Here is a 13,985-nt window from a genome sequence, read left to right on the forward strand (position 1 = left end):
CGGCGTTCTTAACGTGGCAGGCATGACCGCTTCCCGCATCGCTCTGATAACCGGCGCCAACCAGGGGCTCGGCCGCGCCCTGGCCGAGGGACTGGCAGCCCGCATGAACGAGGACGATCTCGTCCTGCTCACCGGCCGCAACCCGCAACGGGTGGGGGAGGCCGCCCGCGAGGTCGGCCGGTTGCCCGGCACTCGTGCCCAGGTCGAGGGCCGCGTCCTGGACGTCACCGACACCGATGCCATCGCCCGTCTCGCCGCGGAGCTCCAGCGGCGTCACGGCGGAGTCGACATCGTCGTGTCCAACGCGGTCGCCCGCGTACTGCCCGAGGAGTCCCAGGCCGAGCGGGCCGATGAGTTCATCGACGTCTCCAACACCGCCACCCACGCCGTCCTGCGCTCCATGGGCCCCGTCCTGCGCCCGGGCGGCCGGCTCCTGGTCGTGGCCAGCAGCCTGGGCACGTTGGGCCATCTCGATACCCGGCTGCACCACCTCTTCGACGGTGCGAGCCTCGACCAGGTCGAGTACGCCGTGGAGTCCTGGCGCAGCGCCGTCCACAGCGGGACGGCGCAGGAGGCGGGCTGGCCGCTCTGGCTGAACGTGCCGTCCAAGGTGGCTCAGGTCGCCGCAGTCCGCGCCGTCGCCGCCGAGCGCCGTGCGCGCGACCTCGCCGACGGCATCCTGGTGGCGGCCGTGTGCCCGGGCATGGTCGACACGGACACCTCGCGGCCCTGGTTCAGTGACTACAGCCGGGCCCAGACGCCCGCCCGAGCCGCCGAGGCCGTACTCGACCTGGTCTTCGCGGAGCCCGTGGATCCCGCCCTGTACGGCGAGCTGGTCCGGTTCGGCAAGGTCCTGCCCTGGCACGACGGCACACCCCCGGTGGAACAGGACCAGATGCTCACCCCCTGACTACCTGACCCTCCTGCCCCCAGAAAAACCTGAACACGCCGAGCCGTCGCGCTGGCCTGCACACATGGCCTGCAGACATGGCCGGCTCGAAGGCATGGCCAACTCGAAGGATTGGCCGTCTCGAAGGATTGGCCGGCTCGAAAACATGGCTTGTTCGAAGTACGCAGCACATCAAGGAGTTCGTCCATGAGCCCCCTCACCACCCCCTTCGGTTTCTCCAGCACGACGGACGAGGTGACGCAGGGCGTCGACCTCACCGGCAGCCGCGCAGTGGTCACCGGTGCCTCCTCGGGGCTCGGCGCCGAGACGGCCCGGGCCTTGGCCGCCACCGGCGCGGAGGTCACCCTCGCCGTACGGGACGTCGCCTCCGGCGAACGCGTCGCCAAGGAAATCACCGCCTCGACCGGACGTCACGAGGTGCACGTGGCGCACCTGGACCTGTCCGATCCCGCTTCTGTCACCGCCTTCACCGCAGCCTGGCGCGGCCCGCTCCACATCCTGGTCAACAACGCGGGCGTCATGGCCTGCCCCGAGAGGTACACCGAGCAGGGCTGGGAGTGGCAGTTCGCCACCAACCACCTGGGTCACTTCGCTCTCGCCACCGGGCTGCACCGGGCGCTGGCCGCCGCAGGCAGCGCCCGTGTGGTCGCGGTGAGTTCCTCCGGTCACCAGCGTTCCCCGATCGTGTGGGACGACGTGCACTTCGCCTTCCGCCCCTACGATCCGTGGCTCGCCTACGGCCAGTCCAAGACCGCGAACGTCCTCTTCGCTGTCGAAGCGACCCGCCGCTGGGCCGGGGACAACATCACCGTCAACGCGTGCATGCCCGGAGCCATCCACACCAACCTGCAGCGGCACACCTCCGGCCGAGGCAGCGGGCTGGTCCCCGACCATCTGATCAAGACGGTCGAGCAGGGAGCGGCGACCTCCGTCCTGCTCGCCGCCTCACCGCTCCTCGACGGCGTGGGCGGCCGCTACTTCGTCGACTGCAACGAGAGCGATGTCGTCGACCGCCGCACCGGCACCTTGCACGGCGTCGCCCGCTACGCCGTCGACCCGGACAACGCCGCCCGCCTGTGGGACCTGTCGCGGGACCTCCTCGCACAGGCCCGCTGAGCACACCTCTACCGGACACGGCCGCCCGCCACCCTCAACACGCGGTAGTGGTCCGGTCCCAGCCGATCCTCACTGCCTCCCAAGCCGTCCTCAGCACTCCGGCTGTGCGCTCAGTCCGTCCAGGACGAGCGCGAGCATGCGGGGAGCACGGTCCTCGGGGACGGCGGCGGCACGCCAGAGCGCGCCGGTGAGCTGGAGAACGTCACCGGGGTCCGCGTCCGCGCGGATGCTCCCGCTCTCCTTGCTGGGCGTCGAGGAGCCCAGTGCTGCCGGTGACGACCATGGCCCCGGTCAGGTCGAGCGTCCAGGCGCGCAGCGCCTCCAGGGCGGCAGTCCGGCGAGCACTCCGCCCGCTCACTGTCGTGAGCCTCGCCGTCCTTGCAGGCGCCTGCGCCGCCGGCCCCATTGCCGCTTCGGCGCGACGCTCGGGCGCCAACGCACGCGCTTTGCCGCGCGAGACCGCAGGCATCCTCGCAGCAAGCCGCGTCCACAAGAGCTGCTGCGTAGTCGGGGCATGACCACACCGGCCCTACTCGCCGACGTGCCACCGTCGTAACAGCTGCTGGCGGCCACCGCCGCCCTGGACGGGCTCAGCTCTTCTCGCCCACCGCGCGACAGCCGTCAAGCAGGCCCTCCTGTTGTTGCCGTATCACCCTCAGCGAGTCCCTGAGCGCGTCGAGTTGACTGGCTACGAATATCGATTCTGCGGGGGTCGTCCAGCCCGGACGCCGCCACGACTCCCGGAGGCTACGCCAGACATCTTCGTCACGGATCTCCCGGATGAGCCGCACGATGTCCTGCACTTTGCCGTCCAGCTCTTCTGCGTCGTGTTCCATTCCTGTCCCCTCTCCGTCCCAGGTCTCGACAGGGGAAGTCGCGCACCGACGCCAGGGCGACCGGTACGCGCGAACAGCATCTGAGCCGGGCGAACTCGTAACAAGAGCCTCGGCTCCCTTTGAGATGCGGAGCAGGCTTTTTCAGGCCGAGAGCGTAAGCCTCGCTCGGCTCTCGCCACAGGGTAAGACCTACAGTCCTGCGGGGAATCAGGTTGTTGAGACAGTCGACAGGCGCGTCACCGCGCGCGTCGGCCTCGTCCATTCGATGTTCAAGTCCGCATGCCGCCAAACAAGTTGGCTCGAACTCGGCGGCTTTGCGCAACGCCCATCGGGGGCTGCCGGAGCTGATGACGAAGCACTTCGCAGATGTGGCCGGAGGGCCTTGAGACGGTTCAAGAGTGCGGTGTGTCCCCGAAGGCGCACATTTCGCTCCTTGGTGTCAGAGCGACTATCGGAAGCGCGCATCATCGCGGGTGTGAGGAATTGCGGTGAACGACGTAGTGACTGAACCCTTGCCTGCTGCCACGCTGAGCGCGTCGTTCGGTGGCGCCGCGGCGCTGGCGCCACCGCATGAGTCGACATCTGAAAGCAGGGCGCCATGGTTGATCCGCCCGATCGGACAAGTGATCAGAACGCTGACGACAGCAACGACGGCGACGCCACCGAAGGACAATCTCGGGCGGGGGAGCAAACTCCTCGTACAGAGGAACGGCCGCAAGATCCCTTCGTTCAGTGGGTCAGACCACGTCCCGACGCGGTTCCGGAACGACTGCTGCACTTGGCCGGTCTTCTGGGTGACAGCGAGCACGCCGGTAAGCGCCGGATCTATTTCGCGCGTGAGCTGGACTTCTATGCGGAGTTCCGCTCGGAAGACGTGCTGACGATGGAGGACGTACCTGCGGAGCGGAGGCCGTTCGTCGGGCTCAGGGCGACACGCGTGTACCTGCGCTCGAACGCACGCGTGGACTATGTCCGGACTCGCACGGTCCGACCCGTCGGTGTCGATGAGTTCGATCTCGACGTCAGGCTGTCGGCGGCGCGGATGCCGTCAGCGCTTACCGAGCCGCAGACCTGGGAAGCCGAGTGCCCGGGACCGTCTCGGTTCGATCCATGCGTAACGGACGTCACGTGCCAATGTGGGGACACCGTACAGATCACTCTCTGCCGTGGCCGCACTTGTATCGACATCTGCGAGACGCGCATGTCATGTGCGACGTGTCGCACCGACTGCGGTCAAGCCACCTGCGAGACCTGCCGGACACAGTGCAATCAGGACACGTGTCAGACGTGTGCCACGCAGTGCGGAACCTGTACCTGCCGTACAGATTGCGACCAGGCAACTTGCCATACCTGTCAGACGCTTTGCGGCCAAGCGACCTGTGAGACCTGCCGTACCGACTGCGAGGGACGTACGTGCGTCACATGCGATACCTGCAATCCGCATGTCTTCACCTGCGGCCCTCGCTGTTGATGCCATGACATCCAAGGCGCAGCAACTGTATCGAGGCACCGTCAAGCCATGGACATCCGTGCTTGATCCGCCAAGGGCCGCCCGTGCGACATCCATTGCCAGGACCGTCGCTGTCCGTTTGAGTAACCCCGAAGTGGCACGGGCCGCGCACGATGTTGCGATGCGGCAAACCGGATTCCCCGATGCGATGCGCTGGGAACCCTGGGGAATTGCTCAGGGAGATGCCGGTCTGGCAGTGTTTCACGGATACCTCGACTTGTGCTTCCCCGAAGAGGGATGGGACAAGGTGGCGCACGCCTACCTCGCCGCAGCGGCGAGCGGCGCGGCACGAGCAGGCCCACTACCTGCCGGATTGTCCAGTGGACTGGCCGGGCTCGCCTCGGCCGTATGGCTTCTCTCCCGTACGGGAGAACGCTACCGACAGCTTCTTATGACCTGCGAGAACGCGCTGCTACCGGCGACCGTCGCACTGGCGGACCGGGTCGCGGCCGCGTCACCCGGGATGTCCGTCTCCGCGTTCGATGCCATCTCGGGACTGTCCGGTATCGCCGGCCACTGGTTGTCACGTCGTCAGTCCGGTTCTGACGCTGACGTAGTACTCCGCCGCACAGTCGGGGCGCTCTGTACGCTTTCTGACACCGGGAAGTCTGCGGTTCCGCCACGCTGGTACACCCCCGCTTGGGCGACTGGCGACGCATCACTGGCGCGCCGGTATCCCGACGGAACACTCAATTGCGGCTTGGCTCACGGTATTCCTGGGCCCCTTGCCGTTCTGGCTCTGGCACTGACGCGGCATGTCGAAGTCGAAGGCATCTCCCGCGCGGTCGCGGCAACCGCCCAATGGCTGGCAGATCACCGGTTCGACGACGCTCGGGGGCCGAACTGGCCGACGGTCGTACCGTTGTCCGCGAACGGAAGGCCCGCTGTGCCAGGCATGCTCGAAGGAGGCCGCGCCGCCTGGTGTTACGGGGCCCCGGGAGTGGCCCGCGCGCTGTGGCTGGCCGGGCAGGCACTGGGCGATCACGCATTGTGCGACTTATCGGTACGAGCGCTCACCGCTGTGCACCGGCGAACGCCGGGGGAACGCCGCATCGATTCCCCGACCTTCTGCCACGGTGTCGCCGGTCTGCTGCACATCACTCTCCGATTCGCCCACGACACCGAACTCGACATCTTCCGCGCCGCATCCGTCGCGCTGGTCGATCAGCTGATCGCTTCGTACGACCCCGCCCGCCCTCTGGGCTTCGCGAACATCGAGCCGGACGGCCGACAGGTTGATCAGCCGGCCGTGCTGGACGGCGCCGCCGGCGTGGCGCTCACCTTGCTGGCAGCTGCCACCGATCGGGAGCCGGTGTGGGACCGGCTGTTCCTGCTGTCATGACCTCCGACCGGCTGCATTACCGCGCACTTGGCTGGGCGGTTCTACGCGCCCCGCTCTTCCCCGTGGAGTCCTGTCCCACCCTTGCGCATCCTTCATCCGACCCTGATTGGCGTGCAAGGAATCCATCGGGTCGGTCGTTGCTCCCCGACGACGCGAGGGTGAGGCGGGCCTTGGCCGTCGGCAGCGAAGATCTTTACGATGCTCTGCGGCGGACGCCTTCCTCGGACCGTGCGGCACGGCGGCTGCGGGGCAAACTCCTCAGGTACGCCATTCGCATGTGCGCCCGGCCCACGCCCTACGGCCTGTTCGCGGGTGTGGGCCTCACGACCTGGGGGGACGAGACGACGGTGGCGCTCGCCGACGCTCCACGCAGGACGCGGACCCGACCGGACATGGGGCTGCTGCTCGACCTGGTCCACACGCTGGAAGCGCGTGAGGAGGTGCGCGAACAGCTCCGCTGGTATGCGAACCCGACCGCGTTCGTCCGAGCGGGGCGAGTCTTCCTGAGCGAACAAGCACGCGGTGCCGGGGGACAAGAAGGCGGGAGCGTGTCCGTACGTGCTACGCGCATGGTGCGAGCGGCACTGGACGCTGCCCGCACGCCGGTGTCGTTCGCGCAACTGGTGGCCCACCTGACACAGTGCTCGGGTTCGGCGGAGGCTGGTGAGGCCAGGGCAGCACAACTGCTGCACGACCTCTGGCGGCAGACCTTTCTGCTGACGGAGCTACGGCCGCCTCTCACCGTTCCGGATCCTGCGCGCTGGGTCAGCGACCAGCTCGCCCGGGTGCCCGCGGCCCTGGCGCAGCGCGAGGCGCTCGACCATGTGCTCGCGGGTGCGGACGCCTGGGACGCCGACCCGCACGCGAACGCTGCTCAGTACCGGGCGCTCGGACACGAGACCGCCGCACTCGCACCGAAGCCGACCCACCGCAAGCGGCCTCCCCTGCAAGTCGACTCAGCGCTACGACTACACACCGCAAAGGTCTCGAGGCGGCTCGCGCACGATGCGGCTCAAGCGGCTGAGCTGCTGCTGCGCCTGAACCCCGCGGAGCCCGGATCACCCGGACTCCATGCGTACCGGCAATCGTTCGAGGCACGCTACGGGTCCCATCGAGAGGTTCCGCTTCTCGAACTCCTCGACCGCGAGTACGGCCTCGGGCCACCCGGCCATCACCGCACGCCCCTCACGTCGCTCACCCCGCAACGGAGTCGTGCCTTGCTCGACCTGGCCCTCGAAGCCCTGCACCAGCGGCGCCGGGCCGTCGAACTGCACGAACGGCACGTGGAGGCCCTCGCCACGAGGAAGGAGTACGAGTCGGCGCTGCCGCCGTCCCTCGACCTGTCGCTGCTGGTGGCCGCCGATTCCTCCGCAGCCGTCGATACAGGTGACTACCTTGTCGTAGTGGGCCCGAACCTGGGGGGCTCAGCCGCTGGACGGAATCTGGGTCGGTTCGGACACCTTCTGGCCGAGGACGGACTGACCGCACTCAGGGACACGGCACGTGCCGAAGAGGCCGTCGTGCCGCACGACCTGCTCGCCGAGGTCGTCTACCTCCCCGCGCACGCAAGGTCGGCCAACGTCGCTGTCCGCCCGGCGGTACGCACCCACGAGATCACACTGGACACCACCCCAGGTGTGGCCCCTGATGCCCGCATCCCCGTCGACGAACTGGTCGTCGGAGTGAACGGCAACCGTCTGGTACTCCGCTGGGCGCGCACCGGAGCCAGTGTGCTGCCGTGCGCCGGGCACATGCTGACGGCGCGGCAGGGTTCCGATCTCGTACGCTTCCTCGACGATCTGTCGAGGGAAGGCTGCATCCAGCTCGCCGGGTTCGATTGGGGCCCGGCAAGCGAGTTTCCTTTCCTGCCCAGAGTGCAGGTCGGTCGCATCGTCCTCGCTCTCGCGCAATGGCGGATGCCGGCGGCGGAATCCGCCGAGGCTCTGCCGGCTGAGCACCAGGAGAAGTTCCGCGACGCTCTGGCTCGCTGGCGCGTGGCGTGGGACGTACCCCGTCACGTGTTCCTGTCTGTCGGAGACAATCGTCTTCTTCTCGACTTGGACGACCCTCTGCACGTGGAAGAGTTGCGTACCGAGGTCCGCGGCTCGGCCAGAACCTTCCGTCCGCTGCTGCAAGAAGCGCTTCCCGGGCCGGACCAAGCATGGCTCCCCGGTCCTGGCGGCCGGTTCGCCGGCGAACTGGTCGTTCCGCTCGTGCGCACCAGTCCTCCCCGGACACACGCACCGACCGACGTCAGCCACACCATGCGCAGAACCAAGCCGCCCCCCAGGGTCCACCCGTCTCTCAAGCTGCGGCCACCGGGCAGTGAATGGCTCTACGCGAAGCTGTACGTGCCGCCCTCCCTCGAGGAGGAACTGATCAGCGGTCCGATGCGTGCCTTCACCGAGGGGACGATCGGGGCCGGTCTGGCGGACGGCTGGTTCTTCATCCGGTACAGCGACCCGGAACCACACCTGCGCCTACGGTTCCGCGGGGCACCGGACCGACTCATCGGCGTGCTTCTTCCAGCCTTGCTGACCTGGGCCCAAGACATGATCGGCGACGGCATGTGCACCCGTCTCGTGCTCGACACCTACGAACGCGAAGTCGAGCGATTCGGCGGTCCGCAGGGCACCGCGGTCATGGAAGAGATCTTCATGGCGGACAGCCGAGCTGTGGCGGATCTCCTGCATCTGGAGCGCGACGGGCGGTCACCCGCGGATCGTCTGACGCTGATGGTACGGAGTATCGACGACCTCCTGACCGGCTTCGGTCTCACCGCCGAGCAACGCCTGGCCTGGTACCGAGGCCGGGTGGCTACTCGCAGACCGAGCGGAGAGGAGTTCCGTCGGCGCAAGGAACTGCTGCGCGACCTCATCGGAGACGGGACCGCCCTCGCGAACCGCCCCGTAGGCGATCGCGTGAGTGACATCCTCAAGCTCCGCCGAGCCGAGACGGGACCGCCGGCGAAGAAAATGCGCATGTTGTGGCAGACAGACGACTTGTGGCTGCCTCCGGAGCAACTGTACGGTTCCGCGGTTCATCTGCATGCCAATCGGATCCGCGGCGGCGGTCACAGTGCGGAGGAGCTCGCGCTCGGTCTCCTGCTGCGCACCCACGACAGCCTTCGCCACGCGCCTCTGCCGAGCAAATCAGCGACACGAGCCCGAAACGGGGCTCAGCAAAGGCCGGCTTGACCTGTCGCACCTGCGACGCGCACCGAGGCCGGTTGGGTCGGGGACGGCGTGGGGGAGCGGCGGCCAGACGGGGAAAGAGCGCTTCGGCGTGGGATCGGTTGACGGCCTTGAGTGTGTCCGGGACGGGCGACGGCGAGCAGCGTAGGTAGGGCGGCGGGGCGGGAGGAGAGAGCGGTGTCGAAGTAGAAGGAGCGGAAGACATCCAGTACGTTGAGCGGTCTGCGCGCGTGGGCGTCGGGCGTGGGCAGGGTGCCGCATGGGGAGTTCGGAGACGGGGGCTGGGGAGTGGTCGTTGAGGCCGACGAGTTTCCAGAACGTGTCCGTGTCCATGGCGCACGACGGCGCGACAACGATCGAGTGAATGCGCGACAGGGCACGGCCAAGAGCTGACCGAACCGGACAGCAGTGACAGCGAGAAGGCCCCGACGCGGCGCGCAAGCGGCCCAGCGCCCCGGGTAGCGCGGTGCATGGGCGCCAGCCGGGGAGGCCGGTGGCCGTGGTGCCCCGGCTCCAAACGCTCAGCGAACGGGTTCACGTTGAGGTGGTTCACTCATGAGACATCAACCACGACGAACCGATCCTCAGCCTCAGCATCCACAGCATCGACGACATGGCCCACGCCCCGCGCCCCACCCCGCCAACCACACGCCCGACGCCCGTCCCCGTCGGCGGAGCCCCTCTCGCGTCGCCTTCGCCGCGATCGACATCACCACCGGGGCACCCCAGGGCGGACGGCCGAAAAATGCGTATACGCCGTGGGAGGCCATCGCCACCATGAGTGCTGTCTCCATCGCATCATGCAACGAGTTCTCACAAATTCTTCGGCACCGGTGAAGCCCCCACGCCGAACGGTAAGACCTCATGCTCGCGTCAGGATGGGAGGCTGCCGTCTTGCGAGCGCAGGAAGCATCGAGCTGGCTGCTCAGCGAGCTCACGTGCCAAGGTCGTATCCCCTTCGGGCGCGCTTGCCGGAGGCTGACGCTCTGGGAGTCGCGGCTCGTGCAGCACGTGCTCGGCCGGACCGACGTCGAAGTCGGTGTGGGCCCGGCCCGTGGCACCGGCCTCATAGCGGTGACGCGCTCGGCGCTCTTCGGCGTCTCCTTCTGGAGGCCCGGTGAGGTGCCGGGACCCGACGCGGAAGAAACGCTGGGCTGGATGCGCGTGCCGCCGGAGGTCCTCGACATGGCCGACGAGGAGACCCGGTCCGCGCAGGCGCGGGAGGCCGCCGAGTTCGCCGAGGTCGACGCCATCCTCAGCGGCTGGCAGGAGCGGGGCGAGCTGGACCGCCGGCTGATCCAGCTCGCCGACTGGGTGGAACGCGTCGAGACGGTCTACGTGTTCGTCGAGCGCGAGGTCTTCTCGAAGTCCGATGCCGGCAGCAACACCCTGACGCGCGAGGGCCGTATCGCGGACCTGCGGCGACGCCCGCCGCACACCTGGGCCAGGGCCGACCGGCTCTTCGTGGTCTGGGCGCACTGCCTGTTCAGCAGCGGCAGGTCGGTCCGGTTCGAGGAGTTCAACGGGGCGCAGCTGTCCGTCACCGGGTTGCGCGGGTTCCTGCTGGAGCGCCACGCGCAGTACAGCGCCGCGCTCGGCCGCCCTCCGCACAGCCCCCGCGCGCTGCCTCTGCCGGAGCTGGCGGCGGAGGTCCGTACCCTCCAGGGCGAGGTCGACCGGCAGTCGCCCTTCATGCGCTACCGCCGCATCAACGGCTTGACCTTCGCCAAGAACGAGTATCTGGAGCACTTTCCGCTGCCCCGCGACCCGCAGGCCCTGCCTGACCTGATCGCCCGTCACGGCGAGGTCGAGTTGGGGATCGAGCCCACCGGCCGGGCACGAGCGGACCTGCACTGCATGGCGGTCGCGGCCAGCCTCCTCGACGCCCGGACGAGCGCGGGCAATGGGCATGGGCCCGGGCACGGCGCTGTGGGGGAACTCCTCGCCGCCATCGTGCTCTCCGCCGTCCGCGCCACCGACTCCGACTACGGGATGAGCAGCTCGGTCCGTGATCTCAACCGGCTGCGCGGCGTCCGGCCCGGTGGCCCCGAGGGCACGCTGACGCTCAAGAAAGGCGATTTCGTCTGCTGCTGCCTGCCCCACACCACCCGCATGGCCGAGGCCGGGGATGCCACCGGCCCCATTCTGTGGCGTGCCGCCCAGCGCATGATGTACAACCGCTGGCACTTCGCCCCCGGTGAGTTCGACCGTGAGGCCATACCCGAGAGCCGGCACTACTTCTTCCCGCCGCAAGTACCCGACATCGCCGCACACGCCGACCACCGCCACGGCGGTCACACCGCGTCCCGAGTGCGCTACTCCATCCGCGCTCCCGGAGCCCAGGTGTGGCATCCGCCCTTCACCGTCTTCGGCCACGGCTACCGAGGGTGCTACGACATCCGCCTGGTCCGCATGGAAGGCCCGGCCTACACCCTGCACCAGATGCGCGAGGCCGTACGCCACTGCTCCCTCGTCGACGAACTGTGGCGCACTCTCGCGGACGGCGTGCAGAACGCCACGCTGCCCGTGCGGCCGTTGACCGGCTTCGACCGCGCCTGGTACGCGTCGAACGGCTGGGAGCGGCTGAGCGCGTACGCCCTCGCCACGCAGGCGCTGCCGATGCCCGGCTGAGCGTGCCCACGGCAGGGGCGCCGAGGGGCGGCGCGATGCTCGCCGAGCGTGGTCCTGTCCCGTGGCCCCTTCACAGCTCCCTCCCGTACGGATCGGCCTTCCTTCGTACGGATCCGGCCCAAGGAGGAAACAGCCCGCATGACCGAGCAGTCCGCGCCCGAGCGCCAGGCCCCGTACGCCCCGGTCACCGACGTGGTCAGCGCCGTGGCCCGGGGCGTCTGCCGGGACACCCTGCACCGCTTCCACTACCGCGACGGCGCCGCCGTCCGCTCGCTCAGCCTGGCCGACCTGGACGCGGGCGCGGTGAGGGTGGCCGCCCGGCTCGACGCGCTCGGCGTCCGGGCGCGCGACCGGGTCGGCGTCATGGCACCCAACCGGATCGAATGGGTCCTGCTCGACCTCGCCGCCCTCAAGCTGGGCGCCGTGACCGCCGCCATCGAGCCGGGCCGCCACCGGCCGGCCGCCATGGCCGCCGAACTCGGCCTGCGCCTGCTGTTCACCAGCGACCCGTACGAGGGGAGCGGTGCGGGTGCGGTACGAGACATCGGACAGGTCCGCGCCTGGGCCTTCGACGCCACCGGCCCCTCCGCACTGCCGCCCCACCCGGGCTACGACCCGGCCGACCTGTGCGCGATCAAGCAGACCTCCGGGAGCACCGGGCCGCCGAAGAGCATGGAGGTCACCGTCGCCAGCGTCAATCAGTCCATGGCGGCCGTCCAGGACATGTTCCACCACGGCGACGGAGACAACCTGCTGGTCTTCCTGCCCCTGTACTTCCTCCAGCAGCGGTTCTGGATCTACTCCGCCCTCGTCCACGGTCACGACGTCACCCTGGCCGACCGGGCGACCGCCGCGGACACCGCGCCCGTGGTCTCACCCACCGTGATCATGGGAGTACCGGGCTTCTACGAGCAGGTACGGGCCCGTCTGGAGGCCGAGGGGCTGCCCGGCGACCGGGCGGGTCGTGGCGAGGCGATCCAGCGGGCGCTCGGCGGCCGCGTGCGCTACCTGTGGACCGGTTCCGCTCCGGCGGGGCGGCAGATGCTGCACTTCTTCAATGATGCCGGTGTCCCCCTGTACGAGGGCTATGGCCTCACCGAGACCTGCATCGTCTCCAAGAACCATCCCGGCGCCTTCCGCCTCGGCAGCGTCGGCCGGGTCCTGCCCCACAAGTGGGTCCGCTTCGACAAGGACGGCGTCCTCATCGTCGGCAGCAGCCACCCCCTCAACACCCGTTACACCTCAGCCCCGCCCGGCGCCGACGAGAGAACGTTCCTGCCCACCGGCGAGGTCAGGACGTACGACCTGGGCCACGTCGACGAGGACGGCTTCCTCTACATCGACGGCCGGGTCGATGACATCGTCTCCCTGAGCACGGCGCTCAACATCCTGGTCCCCGCCGTCGAGGAGCGCGTCCGCGAACTGCCCGGTGTGCGCGACTGCGCGATCTTCGGTGACGGCCGTCCCTACCTCGCCGCCGTGCTCTCGCCGGCCGCCGGGGACCTCGACGCGGAGGCGCTCGCCCGCGACGTGAGCAAGTTGAACCGCGAACTGCGCCACGACCAGCGCGTCTACGGGGCTGTCGTCGCGAGCGAGCCCTTCTCCGTCCGCAACGGCCTGCTGAACGCCCAGTACAAGCTGGTACGGGCCCGGATCGGGGCGCGCTACGCCGCGGACCTGGAAGGCGTCTACGCGGATCACCCGGTCTGCAACGACGGCACTCTCGCCGACGACACCCCTGTGCTGGTGAGGACGGCGGCCACCGAGCCCCGCGGGGGACAGCCGGAGCACGACGAACACGGGAAGGATCCGCAGAAGTGAGCTGGGACAAGCTGGCCGAGATCGAGCCGGCCAACGACCGGGTGACCCTACGGCGTATCCGCGTCACCGACACCGAGGCATTCGCACGGATCGTGTACGAGCCGGAGATCTGGCGCTACTTCGTCCAGAACGTGGAGACACCGGACGACCTTCACACGTTTGTCGAAACGGCGATCCGGGACACACTGACCGGCACCCGCATCGTGTACACCGTCACCGACAACACCACCGGCGAGATTGTCGGCAGCACGGCCTACGGCAATCTCGCCCCGGCCGACCGACGCGTGGAGATCGGCTGGTCCTGGCTGTGCGCGAGCGCGCGTGGGACCGGCGTCAACCGGGCGGCGAAACTCGCTCTTCTCGACCATGCCTTCGGCGAACTCGGCTGCGAGCGCGTCGAGTTCAAGACCGATGTGCTCAACGAGCAGGCGCGCGCGGGGCTCGCCGGTATCGGAGCCGTCGAGGAGGGCGTCCTGCGCAGCTACAACTTCATGCCCTCGGGACGCCGGCGCGACGTCGTCTACTACAGCATTCTGCGCGCCGAGTGGCCGACCGTCCGCGAGACGCGACTGCGCTCGGCCGGCGACCTCGCCACCTGACTCCGGCCCCACCGCCCGACGCACCC

10 protein-coding genes are annotated in these 13,985 nt (G+C 68.9%); 7 read left to right on the forward strand and 3 right to left on the reverse strand.

Annotated features, from left to right (window positions below; genetic code table 11):
* The first annotated feature begins 22 nt into the window (after positions 1 to 22).
* Entirely contained in the window at positions 23 to 910 is an 888-nt protein-coding gene (locus tag ABZ877_RS08235) for an SDR family NAD(P)-dependent oxidoreductase (RefSeq protein WP_361066306.1), read from the forward strand.
* Positions 911 to 1,096: 186 nt separating this feature from the next.
* The gene (locus tag ABZ877_RS08240; RefSeq protein ID WP_361066309.1) at positions 1,097 to 2,026 is read left to right on the forward strand and encodes an SDR family NAD(P)-dependent oxidoreductase; all 930 of its coding nucleotides are present in this window, start codon (positions 1,097 to 1,099) and stop codon (positions 2,024 to 2,026) included.
* Positions 2,027 to 2,116: 90 nt separating this feature from the next.
* On the opposite strand, the gene ABZ877_RS08245 is transcribed toward ABZ877_RS08240, so the two are convergent.
* From ABZ877_RS08245 to ABZ877_RS08255, 3 genes are all read right to left on the reverse strand, one after another.
* Positions 2,117 to 2,290 carry a hypothetical protein gene (locus tag ABZ877_RS08245; RefSeq protein ID WP_361066397.1) on the reverse strand — a complete coding sequence of 58 codons (174 nt, stop codon included), beginning with the start codon at positions 2,288 to 2,290 and terminating at the stop codon, positions 2,117 to 2,119.
* A complete protein-coding gene (locus ABZ877_RS08250) occupies positions 2,229 to 2,384 on the reverse strand; it encodes a hypothetical protein (RefSeq protein ID WP_361066312.1) in 156 nt (51 codons plus the stop codon). The genes ABZ877_RS08245 and ABZ877_RS08250 overlap by 62 nt, the downstream gene beginning before the upstream one ends.
* A gap of 232 nt (positions 2,385 to 2,616) precedes the next feature.
* A complete protein-coding gene (locus tag ABZ877_RS08255; protein WP_361066315.1) occupies positions 2,617 to 2,862 on the reverse strand; it encodes a hypothetical protein in 246 nt (81 codons plus the stop codon).
* Positions 2,863 to 4,493: 1,631 nt separating this feature from the next.
* Between ABZ877_RS08255 and ABZ877_RS08260 the strand changes: the two genes are divergently transcribed.
* The 5 genes from ABZ877_RS08260 to ABZ877_RS08280 all read left to right on the forward strand — a co-directional run bounded on the left by ABZ877_RS08260 (position 4,494) and on the right by ABZ877_RS08280 (position 13,959).
* Entirely contained in the window at positions 4,494 to 5,714 is a 1,221-nt protein-coding gene (locus ABZ877_RS08260) for a lanthionine synthetase C family protein (RefSeq protein ID WP_361066318.1), read from the forward strand.
* Positions 5,711 to 8,911, forward strand: a complete 3,201-nt coding sequence (locus ABZ877_RS08265) for a lantibiotic dehydratase (protein ID WP_361066320.1) — start codon at positions 5,711 to 5,713, stop codon at positions 8,909 to 8,911. The genes ABZ877_RS08260 and ABZ877_RS08265 overlap by 4 nt, the downstream gene beginning before the upstream one ends.
* A 999-nt stretch (positions 8,912 to 9,910) precedes the next feature.
* Positions 9,911 to 11,539, forward strand: coding sequence for a hypothetical protein (locus ABZ877_RS08270; RefSeq protein ID WP_361066323.1), 1,629 nt, complete (start codon positions 9,911 to 9,913; stop codon positions 11,537 to 11,539).
* Positions 11,540 to 11,677: 138 nt separating this feature from the next.
* Complete coding sequence (locus ABZ877_RS08275) at positions 11,678 to 13,360, forward strand: AMP-binding protein (protein ID WP_361066326.1); 1,683 nt, start codon at positions 11,678 to 11,680, stop codon at positions 13,358 to 13,360.
* Positions 13,357 to 13,959 (forward strand): GNAT family protein, encoded by a 603-nt coding sequence (locus tag ABZ877_RS08280; RefSeq protein WP_361066329.1) that lies wholly within the window; start codon positions 13,357 to 13,359, stop codon positions 13,957 to 13,959. Before ABZ877_RS08275 ends, ABZ877_RS08280 begins: the two co-directional genes overlap by 4 nt.
* Positions 13,960 to 13,985 lie beyond the last annotated feature (26 nt).

It is taken from the genome of Streptomyces sp. NPDC046939 (assembly GCF_040644575.1).
Classification (GTDB): Bacteria; Actinomycetota; Actinomycetes; order Streptomycetales; family Streptomycetaceae; genus Streptomyces.